At 66.7% G+C, this 20685-nt stretch carries 22 protein-coding genes and 1 tRNA gene; 12 read left to right on the top strand and 11 right to left on the bottom strand.

Features of this window, described 5'->3' with window-relative positions; all coding sequences use genetic code 11:
• Window positions 1-31: 31 nt before the first annotated feature.
• The 4 genes from CNO20_RS12255 to CNO20_RS12235 form a co-directional block, all read right to left on the bottom strand.
• A complete protein-coding gene (locus CNO20_RS12255; protein WP_101296412.1) occupies window positions 32-2131 on the bottom strand; it encodes a BGTF surface domain-containing protein in 2100 nt (699 codons plus the stop codon).
• A gap of 345 nt (window positions 2132-2476) precedes the next feature.
• A complete protein-coding gene (locus CNO20_RS12250; protein WP_101296411.1) occupies window positions 2477-3262 on the bottom strand; it encodes a VOC family protein in 786 nt (261 codons plus the stop codon).
• A 164-nt stretch (window positions 3263-3426) separates the two neighbouring features.
• Window positions 3427-3909 (bottom strand): TIGR04206 family protein, encoded by a 483-nt coding sequence (locus tag CNO20_RS12240; protein WP_101296409.1) that lies wholly within the window; start codon window positions 3907-3909, stop codon window positions 3427-3429.
• A gap of 80 nt (window positions 3910-3989) precedes the next feature.
• The gene (locus CNO20_RS12235) at window positions 3990-5099 is read right to left on the bottom strand and encodes an OBG GTPase family GTP-binding protein (RefSeq protein WP_101296408.1); all 1110 of its coding nucleotides are present in this window, start codon (window positions 5097-5099) and stop codon (window positions 3990-3992) included.
• A gap of 225 nt (window positions 5100-5324) precedes the next feature.
• Between CNO20_RS12235 and CNO20_RS12230 the strand changes: the two genes are divergently transcribed.
• The 7 genes from CNO20_RS12230 (at window position 5325) to CNO20_RS12200 (ending at window position 11141) form a co-directional block, all read left to right on the top strand.
• Window positions 5325-5528 (top strand): VNG_1110C family protein, encoded by a 204-nt coding sequence (locus CNO20_RS12230; RefSeq protein WP_101296407.1) that lies wholly within the window; start codon window positions 5325-5327, stop codon window positions 5526-5528.
• Window positions 5529-5587: 59 nt separating this feature from the next.
• The gene (locus tag CNO20_RS12225) at window positions 5588-5971 is read left to right on the top strand and encodes a DUF7541 family protein (RefSeq protein ID WP_101296406.1); all 384 of its coding nucleotides are present in this window, start codon (window positions 5588-5590) and stop codon (window positions 5969-5971) included.
• A 140-nt stretch (window positions 5972-6111) separates the two neighbouring features.
• Entirely contained in the window at window positions 6112-6486 is a 375-nt protein-coding gene (locus CNO20_RS12220) for a DUF6684 family protein (protein ID WP_101296405.1), read from the top strand.
• Window positions 6487-6739: 253 nt separating this feature from the next.
• Window positions 6740-8467, top strand: a complete 1728-nt coding sequence (gene ctaD, locus CNO20_RS12215; RefSeq protein ID WP_101296734.1) for a cytochrome c oxidase subunit I — start codon at window positions 6740-6742, stop codon at window positions 8465-8467.
• 410 nt (window positions 8468-8877) lie between these two features.
• Entirely contained in the window at window positions 8878-9147 is a 270-nt protein-coding gene (locus CNO20_RS12210) for a DUF7520 family protein (protein WP_101296404.1), read from the top strand.
• Between the two features lie 137 nt (window positions 9148-9284).
• Window positions 9285-10043, top strand: a complete 759-nt coding sequence (locus CNO20_RS12205; protein WP_101296403.1) for a GNAT family N-acetyltransferase — start codon at window positions 9285-9287, stop codon at window positions 10041-10043.
• A 108-nt stretch (window positions 10044-10151) separates the two neighbouring features.
• Window positions 10152-11141 (top strand): NAD-dependent epimerase/dehydratase family protein, encoded by a 990-nt coding sequence (locus CNO20_RS12200; RefSeq protein WP_101296402.1) that lies wholly within the window; start codon window positions 10152-10154, stop codon window positions 11139-11141.
• A gap of 60 nt (window positions 11142-11201) precedes the next feature.
• Here the strand turns inward: CNO20_RS12200 and CNO20_RS12195 are convergent, their stop codons facing one another.
• Window positions 11202-11891, bottom strand: coding sequence for an HD domain-containing protein (locus CNO20_RS12195; RefSeq protein WP_101296401.1), 690 nt, complete (start codon window positions 11889-11891; stop codon window positions 11202-11204).
• Between the two features lie 283 nt (window positions 11892-12174).
• Between CNO20_RS12195 and CNO20_RS12190 the strand changes: the two genes are divergently transcribed.
• Both CNO20_RS12190 and CNO20_RS12185 read left to right on the top strand, forming a co-directional pair.
• A complete protein-coding gene (locus CNO20_RS12190) occupies window positions 12175-12996 on the top strand; it encodes an alanyl-tRNA editing protein (RefSeq protein ID WP_101296400.1) in 822 nt (273 codons plus the stop codon).
• The gene (locus CNO20_RS12185) at window positions 12993-13979 is read left to right on the top strand and encodes a DUF3179 domain-containing protein (protein ID WP_101296399.1); all 987 of its coding nucleotides are present in this window, start codon (window positions 12993-12995) and stop codon (window positions 13977-13979) included. Before CNO20_RS12190 ends, CNO20_RS12185 begins: the two co-directional genes overlap by 4 nt.
• 59 nt (window positions 13980-14038) lie before the next feature.
• Here the strand turns inward: CNO20_RS12185 and CNO20_RS12180 are convergent, their stop codons facing one another.
• Window positions 14039-14815: an FkbM family methyltransferase gene (locus CNO20_RS12180; RefSeq protein WP_101296398.1), complete on the bottom strand. Its 777-nt coding sequence runs from the start codon at window positions 14813-14815 to the stop codon at window positions 14039-14041.
• Window positions 14816-14932: 117 nt separating this feature from the next.
• Between CNO20_RS12180 and CNO20_RS12175 the strand changes: the two genes are divergently transcribed.
• From CNO20_RS12175 to CNO20_RS12170, 3 genes are all read left to right on the top strand, one after another.
• The gene (locus CNO20_RS12175; protein ID WP_101296397.1) at window positions 14933-15538 is read left to right on the top strand and encodes a FlaD/FlaE family flagellar protein; all 606 of its coding nucleotides are present in this window, start codon (window positions 14933-14935) and stop codon (window positions 15536-15538) included.
• Window positions 15539-15630: 92 nt separating this feature from the next.
• Window positions 15631-15765, top strand: a complete 135-nt coding sequence (locus tag CNO20_RS24100; RefSeq protein WP_269844142.1) for a hypothetical protein — start codon at window positions 15631-15633, stop codon at window positions 15763-15765.
• Window positions 15762-16745: a transcription initiation factor IIB gene (locus tag CNO20_RS12170; RefSeq protein WP_101296396.1), complete on the top strand. Its 984-nt coding sequence runs from the start codon at window positions 15762-15764 to the stop codon at window positions 16743-16745. The genes CNO20_RS24100 and CNO20_RS12170 overlap by 4 nt, the downstream gene beginning before the upstream one ends.
• 208 nt (window positions 16746-16953) lie before the next feature.
• Here the strand turns inward: CNO20_RS12170 and CNO20_RS12165 are convergent.
• The 5 genes from CNO20_RS12165 to sufD form a co-directional block, all read right to left on the bottom strand.
• A tRNA-Gln gene (locus tag CNO20_RS12165) sits at window positions 16954-17026 on the bottom strand.
• A 124-nt stretch (window positions 17027-17150) separates the two neighbouring features.
• Window positions 17151-17585 carry a metal-dependent transcriptional regulator gene (locus CNO20_RS12160; protein ID WP_101296395.1) on the bottom strand — a complete coding sequence of 145 codons (435 nt, stop codon included), beginning with the start codon at window positions 17583-17585 and terminating at the stop codon, window positions 17151-17153.
• 13 nt (window positions 17586-17598) lie between these two features.
• Window positions 17599-18096 carry a ferritin family protein gene (locus CNO20_RS12155; RefSeq protein WP_101296733.1) on the bottom strand — a complete coding sequence of 166 codons (498 nt, stop codon included), beginning with the start codon at window positions 18094-18096 and terminating at the stop codon, window positions 17599-17601.
• A gap of 297 nt (window positions 18097-18393) precedes the next feature.
• Window positions 18394-19149, bottom strand: coding sequence for a mechanosensitive ion channel family protein (locus CNO20_RS12150; protein WP_101296394.1), 756 nt, complete (start codon window positions 19147-19149; stop codon window positions 18394-18396).
• Window positions 19150-19464: 315 nt separating this feature from the next.
• Window positions 19465-20676, bottom strand: a complete 1212-nt coding sequence (sufD, locus tag CNO20_RS12145; protein WP_101296393.1) for a Fe-S cluster assembly protein SufD — start codon at window positions 20674-20676, stop codon at window positions 19465-19467.
• Between the last annotated feature and the right edge of the window lie 9 nt (window positions 20677-20685).

The following is a 20685-nucleotide window of genomic DNA, read 5'->3' as shown; positions in this document are numbered from 1 at the left end:
TGAACGCAGTGAACGGGAGTTCGAGAGAACGTTAGTTCTCTCGGCGGACCGCGAGGAGCGCGGCGGCGACGAGCGCGACGAGCGCGACGACGACACCGAAGCCGGGACCTTCCTCGGGCGTCGTGGTGTCCTCACCGCCACCGTTGCCGCCCTCGTTGCTGTCGGTCGGCTCGGGCGTCGCGGTGTCGGTGTCCGTCGGCTCCGGAGTCTCCGTGGTCGTCTCCGTCGGCGTCGGCGTCTCCGTCGTCGTCTCGTTCTCCTCCGTGGTCGTCTCGTCCGGCTGCGCCTCGACGACAACGCCGTCGAACGAGGTTTCACCGCTCAGGTCTGGAGTCGCGCTGACAGCCACGGAGAAGTACGCACCAGCCTCGACTTCAGAGAAGTCGAAGGTGCCTTCGAACGAACCATCCTGGGTGACGTTCATCGTCTCCGTCATGAAGAACGGGTTGTCCGCGCCGGACTCACTCTGGAGACGGAACGTGATGTCCGTGCCGGGCGCAACGTTGGTGTCTCCGCTGATGGTCGCGTTCTCGGAAGCCTCGACCTCGACCTTGTCGTCGTCATTCAGATCGAGAGAGACGCTGCGGTCGTCAACCGTGAAGGACGTCTTCACCGTTTCGTCTTCCTCAGCGAGCTTGCCGTCACCGAGGACCGTGAAGTTGACCTCATAGCGGTCGCCGTCTTCGAAGCCGACAGCACCGTTGCGGTCAAGCACGTTACCGTCGAGCTCGATGACGAAGAAGAGCAGGTTACGCTCGTCGTCCGTGATGATTTCAAGGTTTTCGTTCTGGTACACCTTGGCTTCGCGGTTCTTCGCCGGATTGGTCTGTTCGATGGTGACGCTCACGTCATCGCTGGCGGTGTCGATATTGTAGCTGTCGCCAGTCGTGTCGCCAAGCGAGCCGTAGATCCCGGAGGCTTCAACCGCGATGACCGCGTAATCCTTCTGAGCCACGTCACTCGTCTGCGTCAGCTGGTTGTTTTCGATAGCCTCGATGACATCGTCGCTGTCTTCGAGGTCATCGGCAACATCTGCGTAGGTGACCCACGTACCAGCACCGGTGGTCGACCGCTCCATGACGGACAGCGTGCCGACGTCGTCCGCGCTCGTGCTCTCAGACGTACGGACTTCGATGTCGTAGTTGCCCGCGGCGAGGACGCCGGAGGTTGTTTCGACGGCGTTGACGTTCTCAACGTCGCCGGAGAGTCCTGCGGTCCCAGTGTCACCCGACTTGTACGTGTTCAGGGTGACGTTGGCGACACCGTCTTCCTCACCTTCGACGAGATCAGCCCTGACCTCGAAGCCATCGTCTTCAGCGTCACCGATGATGATGTAACCACTTTGGGTGTTCTTAAGCTCAACTTCGAAGGTCACAGAGTCGCCGCGATCGACCTGTATCGTGCGGTCGACAAGATTGACCTTCTCATCACCAGGCTTGACAACCTCGACAGAAGCGCTGTCAGACGCCGTGGTGTCCGCAACTTCGAAGTCGAAGGTGTAGTTGCCGATATTTCGACCATCAAAGTTAGCGGTGAACTCGGCTCCGTCTTCAACATCTTCGAGAACAAGTTCGTTCTCTCCATCTCCGTCGATGTCAGTCTCGGTGACTGGGAAGATGTTTTTAATCGAGCTCGATTTCGCGTCCTCGGACGTGACAACCACGTCGAAGGCGTCTGCACGATTTCGAGATTCGATGGTCAGCGTCGTGCTTTCGTCGTTTGCAACTTCTTCATTTGCAAACTCGGCAGAGAAGGCTTGCTCAACGACTTCGAACTTGTGAGTAGTCGAATCATCAGGGGCTTCGACTGCGAAGAACCCATTTTCGAGTTTAGTGGTGTCGATGAGGATGTCGCCATCGGTGTCAGCATCAGCCTGAGCCTCTAGCGAACCAACATTTTCGCCATCATACTCACGAATTTCGTACGTTTCTCCCGACTGTAAATTTCCAGCGACTGCAATCTGTCCCTGGTAAATTGTGGTCGTCCCCGATTGACTCAGTTCCGCGTCGTATTGGCTGGAATTCGCCGCTGCGGCGGTACCAGCGAATGCGACGGCCCCCGCGAACGCGGAGAGCACCATCATCGCAGCCAGGAACAGGCCGCGGATCTTGTCGTTCGTTTTTGCTGTCATGGTTTTGATTGTACTGCACGGCGACACTACCGTTCGCCCCGTCCTGACCGCCCGGCGCAGCGCCGGACTCGAACCGGGATACTTGCCAATGCCACCTTGGGTAGGGGTACAACCGATACCTAAGACGCCCGTTATAAATGTTTTGTGGTAAGTAATTAAATCGGGTAATTACCGATACGGAGAAATTCCCGATTGGGAATGTCTCTGTTCCGGATCACGTCGATAAGTACTTTGTGTAACCGAGGAGAGCGCTTCCGCTCGCGTCGGACGAGTCGGACGCGTTCGGTCGCAAAAACGTCAAACCGAAGCGGGGCGAGGCTCGTCGAGCGAGTCGATGGGAACTGACTACGCCGGGAACAGCGACTCGGCGTCCCAATCGCGCTCCAGCACCTCGATCTCGTGCCCCTCGGGGTCCTTCGTGAACGCGTACAGGTCGTCGCAGGACTCCGGATCTCGGTAGTCCTCGGCCTCGCGCTCCATCAGCGTCCCCCAGTACTCGCCGAGCTCGTCGGCGCGCACGGCCAGGTGACCCCACGCGTCGCCGAGGTCGTAGGACCGACCGTCGTAGTTGTACGTGAGCTCGACCGCCATCGCCTCCTCGGCCGCGCCCTCGGGCTTCACGAAGTAGTTGGCGAAGGTGTCGGACTCCCAGCGGCCGGTGTGCTCGTACTCGAACTTCCGGGTCCAGAAGCCGAGCGCGCGGTCCGCGTCCTCGACGCGCATCATCGTGTGGTCCAGGCTCCACCGCGCGCCGTGGTCGCGCTGGACGATCTCGACCTCGTGGCCGTCGGGGTCCTTCACGAACGCGTAGCGCCCGCCGCAGGAGTCGGGGTCGCGGTAGTCCTCCACGCTCGCGTCCATCAGCTCCTCGTAGGCGTCGTACACGTCCTCGACGCGGACGGCGATGTGACCCCACGCGTCGCCCATCTCGTAGGTGTTGTCCCCGTGGTTGTACGTGAGTTCGAGCATGGCGCCGTCCTCGTGCATGTCCTCGGGGCCGAGGTAGACGTTCGTGAAGGTGTCCGCCTCCCAGCGGTCCTTCTCCTCGTAGTCGAGGTGCCCCCGGTACCAGTCGAGCGCCTCGTCGAGGTCTTCGACGCGCATCATCACGTGGTCGAGCGTTCCGGACATGGCCGAAGCATGGACCGCCGCGTCGAAAAGGGTACCGGAGGCGGAAGCGCGAACCGCCGCCGAACGGGCCGATCCGCCGCCGGAGACGGAGTCGCTGCTGAAGGCGGGAGCGCCGGAGACGGAGCCGTCGTCGGTCGACGCGGGGTCGCGGGGCTACGGCGGGACTACCCCGAGGCGGGGAGCGCCCGGCGGAGCGCGGAGCGGTAGAACCACCACGCCGTGAGCCACAGCGCCCCCGTGCCCAGCGGGACGGCGAGCGGGACGCCGCGGCGGAGGAACCCGACCGTCACCGACAGCGACGCGACCCCTGCGAGCACCAGCAGCCCGGCCGTCACGCGGCGATCCTCCCGGCCCGTCGCGAACCCGACTCCCGCGCTCGCGAGTGCGAGTGCGTACACGCCGCTCGCGAGCGGCCACGCCCGCAGCGACGGCGGGAGCGACCCGTACCGGACGCCCGGCTGGCCGAAGTACTCGACGATCGAGAAGGCGTGAAACGGCGCGGGGGTGACGAGCCCCCAGGCCATCACGAACGTGGTCCCGTTCTCGACGACGACCGTCCAGGGGAGGAGCGCGAGCGCGAGGATCGAGAGCACCGCCGCCGGTCCGCTGTGGGGGGCCGTCGACTCGCTATCGGTGGTCGCGCTCATCGGGATACCGTGAGGCCTGCCCCGGTTTCAACCCGCCGCTTCGCGGCGGTGGCGGTGTTTCGGAGGGGAAGGGGAGGGGGTCAGCGCTGCGAGACGATGCGCAGGACGTCCTCGTCCCGGAGGACGTGGTCCTTGCCGACCTGCTGTTCGTCGTGCTTCGCGCTCGGGCCCGACACGCGGGCGAATCGAAACCGCTCGTCGAGCTTCGCGCCCAGCTTCTCGCAGGCGTCGCCGACGGTGTCGCCCTCGGTGAGGATGAGCGGCTCCTCGTAGTCGACGCCGCGCCCCGGCTTGTCCATGTAGATCCGGATCAGCCCGAGCGCGTCCCAGATGCGCTCTTTCAGCCCCTCCAGGCCCTTCTCCTTCTCGGCGCTGATGAACGTCACCGCCTCGGGATCCAGGCCGATCTCGCGGAGGTTCTCGTAGACGGTCGGGAGGTAGTCGCGGTCGATGAGGTCGGCCTTGTTCACGGTGACGATCGACGGGAGGTAGACCCGGTTGTCCATGACGCCGTCGATGAGTTCGTCGATGGAGGGGTCGCCGCGGACGGTCACCTCGGCGTTGACGTAGCCGTACTCGCGGAGCACGTCCTTGATCGTCCCCTCGTCGAGGGCGACGTCGTCGCTCTTCGTGACGCTGATCCCCCCCTTGGCCTTCTTGCTGATCGTCAGACTCGGCGGTTCGGCGTCGAGGCGGATCTTGTTGTCGTACAGCTCCCGGCGGAGGCGCTCGTACTGTTCGACCTCGAACACGGAGAGCACGAACACGACGAGGTCCGCCGTCCGGACGACCGATAGGACCTCCTTGCCCCCGCCGCGGCCGCCCGCCGCGCCCTCGATCAATCCGGGCACGTCGAGGATCTGAACGTTCGCCCCCTTGTACCGCAGCATTCCGGGGTTGACGTTCAGCGTCGTGAACTCGTACGAGCCGGTCTCGCTCTCCGCGTTGGTGAGCGCGTTGATGAGCGTCGACTTGCCGACGCTGGGGAACCCGACGAGGGCGACGGTGGCGTCGCCGGTCTTCTCGACGGCGTACCCCTGGCCGCCGCCGGCGGAGGACTGGTTTTCGAGTTTCTCCTTTTTCTCCGCGAGCTTCGCCTTCAGCCGCCCGATGTGCGCCTCGGTGGACTTGTTGTAGGGCGTCTCGGCGATCTCCTCGCGGATCTCTTCGATCTCCTCCTCCAGTCCCATTGTGCTCCTTTCGGCCGCCTATCTCGAAAAACCCTTTCGTTCGGGCCGAACGCCCCCGCCCGAATCGTCCGCCCGAACCGGCGATCGAGTCCGGCGACACCCGGAAATTACGACACGTCGAACGAGCCCGGAAACACCGTGAAACGTGCGCGACGCGCGCACACGACAGTAGTTCGGCCACTTCGATACGATTATACGTCAGGCAACTTAGCAAGGAAATATAGCATGCCGGATCCCGCGAGACTCCGTGACAGCACGGAGATCGTTCTCCCCTGCGACGCCCTCGACGGGTTACACGACGAACTGGAGGCGGAGTTCACGATCACCGTTTTCGACGCCGGGGAGGCGTACTGTCGCATCATCGGGAGCCCGGTCGAGATCAAAGCCGTGAGCGATTACCTCGCCCGCCACGGCGTCAGCTTACCGTGAGTCGGCGGGCGCGGCGTCCCATCCGAAGCGCTTCTTAGTCTCCGGGGGAAAGTGAGAGCATGGACGAAAACCCCGGACTGAGCGAGCAGTACCGGATGGCCAGCCCGTGGCCGCTGTTCGTCGCGCTCGGACTGCCCATCGCCGAAATCGGGATTCTGTTCGACATTCCGGCGCTGTCGATCGGCGGTCTGATCCTCTTTTGCGGGAGCGTCGCCGGAATGGTGCAGGAGGCCGGGTACGCGCGGACCCCGTGGCGCGCGCTCGCGGCCTGCGCGGTGCTCCTGTTCGCCCTCGGCGGACTGTTCTTCTACGCCGACGCGCAGTTCGGCGCGGAAGGGATCAGGTTCGTCGCGCGCGGGTGGGCGATCGTCGTCGCCGGCGGCGTCCTCCTGTTCGGCAGCGTCGTCGGATCGCTGCTCGTCGACGAACCAGAACCGGTCTGATCGGTCTGATCGATCCGATCCGCCATTCGCTCTCATCACACGGACCGCTCCGACCGGGATACGAGTCGGGGCGGAGTTCGAGACCATCGACCGAGAGGCGAACCAACAATCTATTTGACCGGCGTCCGTAACGTCCACACATGGCAGTCAAGATCTTCGACAGGGAGACCATCCTCGACCTGACGGTGAACATCATCCCGCTTTTCATCATCGGCTTCTTCCTCGGGCTGTTTCTCCTCTACCAGGCGTGGGGCTGGGACACGCTTCCGTCAGTCCTCATGATCGGACTGCACGTCGTGCCGCTCGTCACGCTCGCGCTCCTGACGTACCTCTCGGGCAAGGCCATCGCCGGGTCCGAGAAGACGGGAGACGTCTTCCACCAGGGACAGGCGCTGGTCCCCGGCGCGAGCGAGAAGGAACACGGCGGAGCCGAGGCGGAACCGGCGATCGCCGAAGCGGGCGACGAGGACGAGGACGAAGAGAGCGGGACCGAAGAGACGCGCGCGGCCGAGTAGCCCGCGGCCGCGGCGGCCCGCGCGACGGCCGCGCGCTGCGACCCCCGGTCGCCGCGGGGTCGCTTCTTGCGTCCGGTCGGGTTCTTTCACCCGCGTCGCTTCGAGGCCTGGTATCGGCGCGGTCGCCGTCGGCAGATCGCACGCGGAAACGGCGAGACCGCGCCGACATCACGGTCATCCCGAATCTTTCTTTACCCTGCACTCCGGAGGGACTCGCATGGAGTTAAACGGACAGTTGGCGCTGACGGTCCTGATGGGGCTGTTCCTCGTCGCCGTCGCCGCCTGGCTCGCCCGGGTGGAGAACTGGCGCTCGTACACGCCGCTGGGGAGCGGTGGCGGCGGATACGGACAGGAGTCGGGATACGTCTCTCAGGAGAAGCCGTCCGGATTCATCCGGTGGCTGACCACGGTCGACCACAAGGACATCGGAATGCTCTACGGCGCCTTCGGCGTCACCGCGTTCCTCGTCGGCGGCGCGATGGTGATGCTGATGCGGGCGGAACTGACGGTCCCCGAGATGACGCTGATCTCGAACCAGTTCTACAACTCGCTGATGACCAGCCACGGGATCACGATGCTGTTCCTGTTCGGCACCCCCATCATCGCCGCCTTCTCCAACTACTTCATCCCGCTCGTCATCGGCGCGGACGACATGGCGTTCCCGCGGATCAACGCCATCGCCTTCTGGCTCCTCCCGCCCGCCGCGCTGCTCATCTGGGCCGGCTTCTTCCCCGTTCCGGACGTCATCCCCGCCCAGACGTCGTGGACGATGTACACCCCGCTTTCGGCGGGCGTCGGGCAGGGTAATCAGGCCAACGCCGGCGTCGATCTGATGCTTCTGGGGTTGCACCTGTCGGGGATCAGCGCGACGATGGGCGCGATCAACTTCATCGTCACCATCTTCACGGAGCGCGCCGAGGAGGTCACCTGGGCCAACCTCGACATCTTCTCGTGGACGATCCTCACCCAGTCGGGGCTCATCCTCTTTTCGTTCCCCCTCCTCGGCAGCGCGCTCCTGATGCTCCTCGCGGATCGCAACCTCGGCACGACGTTCTTCGCGGTCGACGGCGGCGGGCCGATGCTGTGGCAGCACCTGTTCTGGTTCTTCGGCCACCCCGAGGTGTACATTCTCGTCCTGCCGCCGATGGGGCTGGTCAGCTACATCCTCCCGCGGTTTTCGGGGCGGCGGCTGTTCGGGTTCAAGTTCGTCGTCTACTCGACGCTCGCGATCGGCGTGCTCTCGTTCGGCGTGTGGGCTCACCACATGTTCGCCACCGGAATGGATCCGCGGCTCCGCGCCAGCTTCATGGCGGTGTCGATGGCCATCGCGATTCCGAGCGCCGTCAAGACGTTCAACTGGATCACGACGATGTGGAACGGGAGCATCCGGCTGACCGCGCCGATGCTGTTCTGCATCGGCTTCGTCTCGAACTTCATCGTCGGCGGCGTCACCGGCGTGTTCCTCGCGTCGATCCCGGTCGACCTCGTGCTGCACGACACCTACTACGTGGTCGGCCACTTCCACTACATCGTCATGGGCGCGATCGCCTTCGCCGGGTTCGCGGGGCTGTACTACTGGTACCCGATCTACACCGGCCGGATGTACCAGCGGAGCCTCGCGAAGTGGCACTTCTGGCTGTGGATGATCGGCTCGAACGTGACGTTCTTCGCGATGATCCTGCTCGGGTACGGCGGCATGCCCCGCCGGTACGCCACCTACCTCCCGCAGTTCACTGACCTCCACCAGGTCGCGAGCATCGGCGCGTTCATCATGACGCTCGGCGCGCTGATCTTCCTGTGGAACTTCGTCGTCTCGTGGTACGAGGGACCGGTCGTCCGGGACGGCGACCCGTGGGACCTCAAGGAGGACAGCCTCTACACGACCGAGTGGGAGTGGTTCGACCGCAAGCTCAAGACCGCCGTCGCCGACGGCGGCGAAGCGCTGCCCGGCGGCGAGGAATCGGACGCCGCCGAGAACTGACCCGGCCGCGTCGCTTTCGATCGGTTCTGTCTCCCCTCGACAGTTCTTGACCCGCGGGTTTCCCGTTCGACCCGGATACTCGCCGAGCGTCGAGCCCGCGCTCTCGCGGGGGGAAGAGACGGCCGACTCGGCGGAGCGAACGCGGTCGGGGCCCCTCGGAACGAACCGGTCCGCGCGTCGGGGGCGCGAGACGGCGACGGCGTCAGACGGCGAGAATGAGGCCCGTCGCGAACATCATGAGCGCGATGCCGGCGAGGACAAGCCCGAGGAGGTCTTTGTCGGCCATACTCGGACAACGTGCCCGAGCGAAAAAGGTCCGTCGGTGTGCGGTCCGCGGAGGTCGCGGTCGGCGGCACCCCTTTCGAGGCGGTCTCGAAAACCCTAATCGTCCGCAACCCGCAGGGGCACTCGTGAGCCAGAGTGGACTTCGGGGACCGCGGTTCGTGCTGCTCCTGTACGCGCTGCTCGTCGCCGTCGCCGGGACCGCCGGCTTTCTGATCGCGACGGTCGTCGACGACCTGCGACCGCCGGCGTTCCTCTTTCTCGTCGAGTTTCCGCCGACGCAGCTCGGCCTCGCCGCCTACGGCGCGCTGACCATCGCGATCGTGCTCGGCGTCCCGCTGGCGCTCGTGGTGTACGTCTCCCGGCGGTTCGACGACGAGAAGGTCGCGCGCGAGTAGCCTTCGAACCGTCCCGGCGTCGCGGGATTCGTCGGTTTCGCTCGAACGACGCATCGGCGGTCCGAACCTGCGCGTCGGACCCCGGGGCCGGCCGTCCGGGCCGAGGGAATTTTATGTTAACACGACCCATCCGTGGTATGGACGTTCGTGAGGCAACAGCGTCGGACATCGAGGGAATCAGAAGGGTGGCGCGCGGATCCCTGTTCGAATCGTACAGCCACGCGCTGGACGAGGGCGTGATCGACGACGCGGTCGACAGGTGGTACGGCGACGGCCTCGCAGACGAACTCGACGACGAGGACGCGGCGTTCGTCGTCGTCGAGGACGGCGGCGAGATAGTGGCGTTCTCCCAGAGTTACATCACCGGCCGAGAGGGGTCGATCGGCGAGATCAACTGGCTGCACGTCGACCCCGAACACCGCGAGCGGGGGGTCGGCGTCCGACTCCTCGAACGGACCGAGGAGGAACTCGTCGACGGCGGCGCGACGCACCTCCGGGGAATGGTGCTCGCGGCCAACGAGGAGGGCGCGACCTTCTACGAGTCGCACGGCTACGAGGACGCGGGCGAGCGGGAGATCGAGATCGGCGGCGAGACGTTCACCGAGCGCGTCTTCGAGAAGTGGCCCGGCGGAGAGGTCGATCCGGAGGCGGATCTCGTGGACGAGCGGAGCCTGGACGACGGGACGACGGTGTACGTCGCCTACGACGAGAGCGACCGCGCCTCGCTCGCGCCGATGTACGCGGCGTATCTCGACGCCGACCGCGGCGAGCGGTACGGCTACCTCTGCGGCAACTGCGGTAGCTTCGACGCCGCGATGGATTCGATGGGCCGCGTCGAGTGCAACGCGTGCGGCAACCGGCGGAAGGCGACGCGCTGGGACGCGGCGTACCTGTAACCGACGGCCGAACGCCGTTCGCGTCGCCGACGCCCCGACGGCTCGGAGGTGCGCCGCCCCGGAACGACAACTGCCACACTTTTTGTCGCGGCAGCCCACCGGCGAGTCATGAGTACGGCCCTCATCATCGGCGGCACGCGCTTCATCGGCCGCCACGCGGTCGAGGAGTTCCTCGATCACGGCTACGACGTCGCCATCTTCAACCGCGGGAACCGCGACAATCCGTTCGCGGGAGACGACCGCGTGAGGCACGTCCGCGGCGACCGCACCGACGACACCGACCTGCGAGCCGCCGCGCTGTCGGTCGACCCCGACGTCGTAATCGACTGCGTCGCCTACGAACCGGGCGAGGTCGAGGCGGCCGTCGACGTCTTCGCCGACGCCGACGCATACGTCTTCGTCTCCAGCGGGAGCGCCTACGGCGCTGAGGAGATCCCGAAGCGCGAGGGCGAAACCGAGCTGTGCGACTGCACGCCCGAGCAGGCCGTCGACGACTCCCCGGAGAGCTACGGGCCGCGGAAGGCGGAGGGCGACCGCGTCGTCTCCGAGGCGGCGGAGCGCGGGGTCAACGCCGCGAGCGTGCGCCCGTGCATCGTCTACGGGCCGCACGATTACACGGAGCGCATGGACTACTGGCTGAACCGGGTCGAGGAGTACGACCGCATCGTCGTTCCCGGCGACGGGACGAACATCTGGCACCGGGCGTACGTCGAGGACGTGGCGAGCGCCCTGCGGATCGTCGCGGAGGAGGGGACGCCCGGCGAGGCGTACAACGTCGGCGACCGGCGACTCGTGACCCTGGAGGAGATGGTCGACCTCGTCGCCGAGGCGATGGACGCCGAGGTGGAGGTCGTCCACGCGGGCGAGCGCGAGCTCTCCGCGGGCGGGCTGGAGCCGACGGACTTCGTCTTCTACCGGGAGTACCCGCACGTCCTCGCGACCGAGAAGCTCTCCGCGCTCGGGTGGGAGTCGACGCCGATCGAGGAGGCGATGTCGCGGACGGTCGCCGAGCACCGCGAGAGCGGCCGCGACGGCAGCGAACACGATCCCGGCCGCGGGGCCGAAGAGCGCGTGCTCGGCGTGCTCGACACGCTCTGAACCCGGGTGAACCGCGAGAACGGAACGAACGGTCAGGCGCGAACGACGGTTCGAGCCGCCTCATCGGTCCGGACGGTCGTGGTCCATGTCCGACACTTCCTCTTCGAGCCACTCGCGGAACCACTTGACGCGCTTGAGCCGGCGGTGGGCGACGCTTTCTGCGGTGTCGCTCTCGATGCGCTGGGCGTGGTCCCTGCCGCGCTGGAGCACCCGCTCTATCATCTCGGCGGCGTCCATGTGCGTCCGGGCCTCGTACCCCATCCGCAGGAGCATCAGCGCGGTTCCGTTCGCGCCCACCTTGTCGAGGATGTCGGCCTCGATGAGACACCGCGTCTCGAGCGAGACGTCGGAGAGCGGCCCCTGATAGGAGTGGTCCTCGATGCACTGGCACACCTGCTCGACGAACGACCGCGGGTAGTCGCCGTGGGACGCGAGGTACTCGCGGGCGACGCGGGCGCCCTCCTCGGCGTGGACCTCCTGGTCCGCGTCGAGCTTGGCGATGTCGTGAAACAGCGCCGCGACGCGGACCACGTCCACGTCCGCCCCCTCGCGCTCCGCGATGTGCGCCGCGAGCTCGACGACGTTCAGGATGTGGTTGTACCGGTACTCGGCGCTGTGCCAGGGGTACCACCGCATCCGTCCGCCGTCGTCCTCGTTTTCGACGCTCGCGGCGAGGTAGTCGTAGACGAACCGCTTCATCGCCTCGAACTCCTCCTCGGAGACCGTGGATTCCTTTATTTCAACGCCCACGGTACACCCCCCGGAGGATCCCTTCGTTTGTCATTGTTGTTCAAAAAGAGGGCCGTTCCGCTCTTAGGCGTTACGACAGCGTGAGTCGCCGTCCGCTCCGATCGGGGTAGAATCGCCCGGCGGCTCCGGAGTAACGGGGGATTACCCCGGACGACCCGCGTCCGTTTCGCGGCGACTCCCCCGTCCCGTCTCGGAATTCGCCCTCCCGCTCTCCGGACTCAGTTTGCGGCGTGAACTCGCTGGAAGGCGAAGGGGTAAGTGGGTCGAACGGGTCTCCACGCCCATGACGGAGGAACGGTACCTCGACGACGCGACCGTCCGCGAGTTCGACGCGACGGTCGAGCGGGTCGCCGGCGACCGGGTCGTGCTCGACCGGACGCACTTCTACCCGACCGGCGGCGGCCAGCCGCACGACACCGGGACCCTCGAAGCCGACGGCGCCGTCTGGGACGTGACGGACGTTCGGAAGAAGGACACCGTGTACCACTCGCTCGCGGTCGACGGCGATCCGCCGACCGCGGGGACGGCCGTCACGGGTCGCCTCGACTGGGATCGGCGGTACGCCCACATGCGCTATCACACCGCCCAGCACCTCCTCTCGGCGCTGCTCCTCGAGGAGTACGACGCGGAGACCACGGGCAACCAGCTGTACCACGACCACGCGCACCTCGACTGCGCGTACCCGCGCTTCTCGGCGGACGACCTCGACGACATCGAGTCGCAGCTGAACGACCTCGTCGCCGACGCGCTCCCGGTCCGGTGGTACGAACTCGACCGCGAGGAGGCGGAGGCGACGCTGGACCCGGAGCGGACGCGGATCCACCTCCTCCCGAATTCGATCACGCGCGTCCGGATCGTGGAGATAGGGGGACGAGTCGGCGCGGACGCCGACGAGGTAGGAGGACGAGTCGACGCGGACGCCGGCGAGATCGGAGAGCGAGACGGTCTGGGCGCCGGCGAAGTAGCTCCCGAGGAAGCGCCGTACGATCGGACGGCCTGCGCCGGAACCCACGTCTCGAACACCGAGGAGATCGGGAGCGTCGAGGAGACCGGACGGCAGACCCAGGGCAGCGACCGCGAGCGGATCCACTTCGTCATCGAATGAACGTCCGCCGCGTCGTTCCGAGAGACGCGATCCCGAGCGTCGACGATCCCCGCTTCGAGGCGGCGTACGACGGGCCGGCGGACGACGAGGTCGTCGCGGTCGACCTGGAGGGGGAAGCGCGGGCGTACCCCGTCCGCTACCTCCACTACCACGAGATCGTCAACGACCGGATCGGCGAAACGGCGATCGCCGTGACGTGGTGTCCGCTCTGCGGGAGCGCGATCGCGTACGACAGGTGCGTCGGGGGAGGGCGCGTCGAGGGGAACTCCGACGAATCCGACGAGTCCGACGCCCGGCGGCTGACCTTCGGCGTCTCGGGAAAGCTCGCCGACGACGATCTCGTGATGTACGACCGAGAGACGGAGTCGGAGTGGAAGCAGTCGAGCGGCGTCTGCTTCGCCGGGGAGTGCGAGGGGCGGACGCTCCGGGTCCTGCCCGCGGCGGTGACGACCTGGCAGCGGTTCCGCGAGGCGCCCCCCGGCGGCGAGAGCGAGGCGAGCGGCCCCGGTGACGACCCCGAGCCGATCGACTACGACGCCGACCCGTACGAGGCGTACTTCGAGCGCGACGGCTTCGGGCTGGCGGCCCACCGCGGCGTCGACGGCGGCCGGACCTGGGACCGCGAGGACGTGGCGGCCAAAGCGGTCGTCCTCGGGATCGAGCGCGACAGGGACGCGGTCGGATTCCCCTTGCCGGCGGTGGAGCGAACGGGGGGCGTCGTCGCGGCGACCGTCGGAGACGCCGACGTCGTCGTCTTCGTGGCCGACGGCGTCCACGCGTTCGAGAATCCCGGTCTCTCGTTCGAGCCGGCGGACGGCGGGCTGTTCCGGGCCGACGGGGCGCTCTGGGACGGCGCGACGGGCGAAAGCGACGACGGCCGGGCGCTGTCGCGGCTGCCCGCCCGCCGGCTGTTCGCCTTCGCCTGGCAGGACGATCACGGTCCCGACGCCTTCTACGGGCTCAGCGCCGACGGCGAGCGGTAGCGATTCGATCGGGAACCCCGCGATCCGCGACGGACCGCGCTCCCCCGACGCCCGCGGCGCTACCGAGGGGTGCAGAGCCACGCGTCGCCCCGCACCCGGACCCGATAGCCGAGTTCGTCGAACAGCGCCGCGAGGGCGTCGTCGCGATCGACGCCCTCGGCGATCCGGTGGGGCTCGAAGTAGACGACCGGGCGGTCTTCCCGGAGCGTCTCGCGCGCGCCCGAGAGCACCTCGTAGCCGAACCCTTCGACGTCGATCTTCAGGTGATCCGGCGGCGGGACCGCTCCAGACGCCACAAGCTCGTCCAGCCGGCGCACCGCGACGGGAACGGCGTCCTCGACGCGCGCCTCCCACGCGCCCGCGTTGTACTCGTTGAAGGAGCCGAGTTCGCCGTAGTTCGACCGGTAGAAGGTCGCCGTTCCCGACTCGTCGCCGAGTCCCTCGTTTCGCACCTCGACGCGGTCGCCGAACCCGTTCCGCTCGACGTTGGTCAGGAGGTGGTCGCACACGCGCGGGTTCGGCTCGAAGGCGATCACCGTCGCCGCAGGCTCCGCGGCCGCGACCGCCAGCGAGTAGACGCCGGTGTTCGCGCCCGCGTCGACGACGACGTCGCCGGGATCGCAGGCGGCGAGGAGTCGGTGCAGCAGCACGTCGCCGCAGTGCTTGTCCGCCAGTTCGTAGCTGCGGAAGGTCGCGGGGCCGGCGCGTTTTTCCGGCGCGTACAGTTCGTGGCGGTGGTTGAGGTCGGTCGCGGCGTAGTAGAGCGAAAACGCCGCGTACCGGTACGCCCGGAAAGCGGCGACGGGGAGCCGCGAGACCGCGGACGCGATCGACATGCCCTCACTTCGGCCGCCCGGGTGTTAGCGTTGGCGTCGCGGCCCGAGCCTCGAACGCAGAGAGCCGCCGCCCCGACTAGACAAAACTATTATCTATAGTAGTTTATGATTGTCGGTGTGAACCTGAGCGACTACGACCCGTCCGATCGGTGGCCGTCCGCCGACCGGGAGGCGTCGCGGCCGGAACGCGATGCCGACGGCGCGCACGAGGCGGGTGGAACGATCGAAGCGACCGACGCGATCGAGGCCGGGAACGCGGACGAGGCGGGGAACGCGAGCGAGACCGAGGAGGCGGGCGGACTGGACGATCCGGGCGAGGGGGAAGCGGCCGACGCGACCGAGAGCGACTCCCGGCCGGAGCACCGCTCCCGAGCGAGGATCGACTCCCCCGGAGACGAACTCGACCGGCTGTTCTTCCTCCAGGCGGCGATGGACGAGGGCGGCCCCTCGAAGCCGTTCCTTCGGTCGCTGCCGGAGCGCAGGGTGGCGGAGCGGGTAGTTTTCGACTGGCTCGAATTTCTCGTGGCGAAGGCCGGTACGGAGCGGGTGCGCGAGGCGCTCGAATACTACCGGCGCGTCGAGTGGATCTCCGAGGAGGTCGAAGCCGACCTGCGGGACTACCTGACGGACTTCCCCGCGGAGTCCGACGCCGACTCGGCGCTCGGCCCCGACGACCACCGACGCAGCCTGCTGTACGTCGCACGCATCGCCGCCGTAGCCTGATCGCCCGACGGAATCCGGATCGATACGCGGTCGCAGAAAATCCAATCTCTTTAGGGAGAGCGATTATCCGAATCCCGTCGCATGATCAATCCATGTCGGGATGCGACACGCACCGGCGGGGCGACGCGGAGCGACGGGCGGGCAGCGTCTTCGGGCGCGCGGGTCGTCGAGTGACGTGCGAGCGCCGCCTGGCCGAGATCCGGCGATCGAGAGGCGACGACGGATGAGCACTCGATTCACCACCCACCGGCAGCAGCGGGCGGAGACGGCGGACTCGCGCGACGAGACGGGCGAGACGGGCGAGATGCGCGACGAACCGAGCGAAGAGGCGATCGACAGGGAGTCGCTGGTTCGGACCGAGGACGGCGAACTCATCGATCCCGAGACGGGGTTGATCGTCGAAGAGGACAACATCGACTACGGGCCGGAGTGGCGGGCGTTCGACTCCCGGGAGCGCGAGGAGAAGTCGCGGACCGGCGCGCCGCTGACCGAGTCGATGCACGACCGGGGACTGACGACCGAGATCGGGTGGGGGAACCGGGACGCGAAGGGCCGCCCGCTCTCGGCCGAAAAGCGGAACCAGTTACACCGGCTGCGGACGTGGCAACAGCGCATCCGCACGCAGGACGCGGGCGAGCGCAACCTCCAGTTCGCGCTCTCGGAGATCGACCGCATGGCCTCCGCGCTCGGCGTGCCGCGGTCGGTTCGGGAGGTCGCGTCCGTGATCTACCGCCGCGCGCTCAACGAGGATCTGATCCGCGGGCGCTCGATCGAGGGCGTCGCCTCCGCGGCGCTGTACGCCGCCTGTCGCCAGGAGAGCGTCCCACGCAGTCTCGACGAGGTCACGGCGGTCGCGCGCGTCGACCGCAAAGAGATCGCCCGCACGTACCGCTACGTCGCGAGCGAGCTGAGCCTCGGCCTCCCGCCGGCCGATCCGCGGGAGTTCCTTCCGCGGCTCTGCTCAGAACTTGACGTCGACGATCGCGTCGAGCGGCGGGCGGCGGAGATCCTCCGAAACGTGACCGAGTCAGGCCTCCACAGCGGCAAAGCCCCGACGGGCGTCGCCGCGGCGTCGATCTACCTCGCCGGCCTGCTTTTGAACGCGAAGCGGACGCAGTCGGAGGTCGCGGCCGCCGCGGACATCACCGAAGTCACCGTTCGAAACCGGTACCAGGAGCAGCTGGAGCTGATCGCGAGCGACTCGTAGCGCGGATCGGGGGTGCGGTTGCCCTTCTCGGCGAGTTTCGGGTGAACTCGGACGGACGGATTCGAACCGCCGAGGATATTTCACGCTCACGATATTGTTCGCGCGAAAATAGTCCCGGGCGGATTCGAACCGCGGTCACTCCGCTGCGCTCCGTTCCCTGCTTCGAATCCACCGTCGGCTATTCGCGCTCACTGTCGTTCGCACAGAATAGTCCCGGGCGGATTCGAACCGCCGTCAACGGCTCCAAAGGCCGTTATGATTGGCCACTACACCACGGGACTGCCGGTTCCACCTACCGGGCAGATCCACTAAGCCGTTCCGGATCGACGCCGGGGCGTCGCTCGTGACGCACGATCCACCGACACAGGTACACGATCCGCGGTCGCGGCGAGGCGGTCGCGCCGATCAGTCCGCCGGGCTCTCGCTCTCGACTTCGAGGTACCGGCAGGCGTCCGTTTCCGGGTCGAAACAGTCCGGGCATTCGGCGTGACGGTCGATGATGGTGTCCAGCCGCTCGGCGACGGTGTCGTCGATGACGCTCTCGAGTTCGCGGGCCTCCGCCCGAAACTCCTCGACGTCGAGCACGTTCGCGAGGAACCGCTCGATGATGCAGTACGTCCGGAGGGCGTCGCGCGCGCGGACGATCCCCTCGTCAGTGAGCTGGACGCCCTTGTACTTCTCGTGTTCGGCGAGGCCGCGCTGTTCGAGCTTGCCGATCATCTCGTTCGCGCTCGCCGGGCTCACGTCCAGCATGTCCGCGAGCGCGCCCGTCGCCGCCGGTCCGTCCTCCATCTGCTGGAGGAGGTAGATCGCCTTGACGTATTGGTCTGCCGTGTTCATTCCTTCGCCCCGCTCAATCTCGAGTCTCCATGACTCTGGTCACTTCCTCGACGCCGGCGGCCTCCTCCTCTCGAATGTCGCGGAGGGTGGAGAGGAGTCGCTCGCGGTCGACGGAGAACTGTTCGTCGCTCGCCTCGACGGCGGCGATGAGATCGTCGTAGAACTTGTACGCCGTCTCCTCGTTGCAGAGTTGATCGTAGAGGATGCCGTCGAAGTCGTCGGGCTTCGTCTTGCCGTACTTCGCCTCGACGAGCGTCTCGATCTCCTCGAACGGAACGCTCTCGGCGTCCAGCTCGTCGATCAGGTCCGCCAGCCGCTCGCGGTGCTCGGCCGACTCCTCGGCGGCGTGTTCGAGCAGGGTTTCGATCTCGGCGTCGAGTTCGCGCTCCTCGCCGGTCAGCGACTGGTAGTGGTGGTACGCGCGAGCCTCGACGACCTCCTCCAGCACGACGCCGATCTGGAGCAGCCGCGCGAGCTGGTGGTCCGAGGCGACCCGCTGTCCCAGGCTCACCGCGGACACCTCCGGCCCGAAGGCGATACTCCCCCGTTCGCGTTCATACCTCACGTTGAGGGAGTCGAGGACTTAAGCGGTTCCCTCCCCGTTCGACGCGGACGAACCCGACCCCCCGGAACGGGGAAACGTCCCGTTACAGCCTCGGAAACGGTGAGCCGCGATCGAAAGCGGGGCGGATCCGGTCGTGCCGCCGATCGACCGGCGCGTCTCGGCCACCTGCGTTCGCGACGCGCGGTGACGCGGCCGCGCCCCGCCACCCGGTTCGCACCGCGAACCGCTGTCGACGCGCTGCGATCAGTCGTCCGATCGGGTACCGCCGTCGGGTTGGCTCTGCCCCTGGCCCGCCGCGGACTGGGCGCGGCCCGCCCAGTTGTCCATGTTCTGCGAGACGTAGTCGCGGCCGCCGAGCCCGAAGGCGATGCCGACCGCGAGCGCGAGGCCGATCGCCAGCCCGAACGCCAGCGCGCGCGCGAACAGGTACAGGATCTGCACCTGCACGCCCATGGTGTCGAGACCGATGACGAGCACCGCGAAGTACAGGAAGAACCGGACCCCGTCCGCGAAGATCGTGGTCATCCGCGAGCTCGTGACGGCTTCGGTCCGCCTGACCACGTCGGCGACGAAGTCGGCCAGGACGAAGCCGAAGATGATGATGAGCACGCCGGCGATGAGCGCGGGGAGGTACGCGACCGCCCGCTGGACCCACTGCGAGAGCACCGGGATCGCGAGCGCGTTCGCGGCCGCGAGGATCGCCAGCAGGTAGATGTAGTACGCCGTGATCTTGCCGAGCACTCGCGCCATCGCGTCTTCGCTCTGACCGAGCCTGCCCAGCGGCGTGTCTCGGAGCCGTCTGTCGATTCCGATCCGATCGGCCAGGCTTCGGACGACCCCGCCGAGGACGCGCCCGATGATCCACCCGATGAGGAGGATGACGAGTGCGCCGAGCAGCCGCGGCAGGAACGCGACGATGTTCGAAATCGTGTTCTGCAAGAACTGGGGGACGCTCTGCGCCTGGAGCGCGAGCCCGGATGTGAGTTGCTGTGCAAGCATTGCGAACGAACGTAGCGTGTCGTGTCGGCATTGTTATGTGCCGGCTACAGCCCGTTCTCACGAACGGCCTCGAACCCGTAAATTTCATTGGTGTTTGAGATAAGAAAAGTAGAGTATTTAATAGACGCTTGCCGGAAGTGACGCGCGTTCGGGAAATACCAGTTCACACGGAGGTCGAAGAGCCGCCGACGCGCGCGAAGGCGTCCGATCGTTCTCGTCGTGAACGGCGTCGTAATCCCGGCTTGTGCCTCGACAGTGTTTCCTGCGGGAACGAGCGAAACCGTAGAAAACCGAATCGGGTGCTGAGGAGCGCGTTCAGGCGCGCAGGCGGGACGAGATGAGCTCCGCGAGGTCCTCGCGGAACTCGTCGACGTCGATCTCTTCGAGAACCGGCACGAAGAAGCCCTCCACGAGCATGTTGCGAGCGACCTGATCGGGGATCGACCGTGAGGTCATGTAGAACATGTCCTCCTTGTCGACCTGCCCGACCGTCGCGGCGTGGCTCGCCTCGGTGTCGTGGTTGTTGATGATGAGCTTCGGGGACGCGTCGGCCTCGCTCTCGTCCGACAGCATCAGCGTGTTCTCGCGCTGGTAGGAGTTGGTGTCCCACGCCTCGCGCCCGACGTGCTGGACGCCCTCGTAGACGGATCGGGCGGTGTCGTCGAGCACGCCGCGGGTGACGAGGTCCGCCGTCGTGTGCTCGGCGTTGTGCCACACGCGGGCGTTCACGTCGAAGTGCTGGTCGCCGTGGCCGAAGAAGGCCCCGACGATCTTCGTCTCGCTCGCGTCGCCGTTGAGCTCAGTCTCCACGTCGCTGCGGGTGAGCCGGGATCCGAGGTTGCCCTCGATCCAGTTCACCGTCGCGTACGTGCCGGCGTCGGCGCGCTTCAGCGTGTACGCGTAGGTGTTCTCGTCGACGTTCTGGAGCGAGCCGTACTGGACGTAGCTGTTCTCGCCCGCGTCGATCTCGACGAGGTTGCTGAAGTAGCGCTCTCCCTCCACCGCGTCTCCGGTCGAGACGCGCTCTAAGATCGTCACCGAGCTGGACTTCTCGGTGACGACGAGGGTGTGACTGAACAGCGACCGGGAGTTCATCTCGGCGCGGATCTTCACGTCCTCGGCGTTCACGTCCTCGGGGACGTAGATGAACGTCCCGGTCGTGAACAGCGCGGCCGAGAGCGCCGTCAGGTAGTTGGTCTTGAAGTCGACCACGGAGCCGAAGCGCTCGCGGACGATCGACTCGTACTCGTCGAGCGCCTCGACCAGCGGGAGCACTTCGACGCCCTCGGCAGTGACGCGCTCAGTCCGGTCGGCGGCGTTGAGCGGATCGACGAGCGCCTCGAAGTCGAGCTGTTCGAGGTTCGTCCACCGGCGGCCGGGCGTCTGGATGACGTCCGGCAGCTCCAGTTCTTCGAGCGCCGAGAGCGCGTCGAGGCGCGTCTCCAGGAGCCACTCCGGCTCGTCGCGGTCCTCCGAAATCTGTCGTACCGTCTCCTCGGAGAGGTTGGCTGGCAGTTGCGTGCTCATGTGTCGTGT

This window comes from Halegenticoccus soli (genome assembly GCF_002844195.1).
In the GTDB taxonomy this organism is placed as follows: Archaea; Halobacteriota; Halobacteria; order Halobacteriales; family Haloferacaceae; genus Halegenticoccus; species Halegenticoccus soli.
This window is presented reverse-complemented; position numbering and strand designations above follow the sequence as displayed.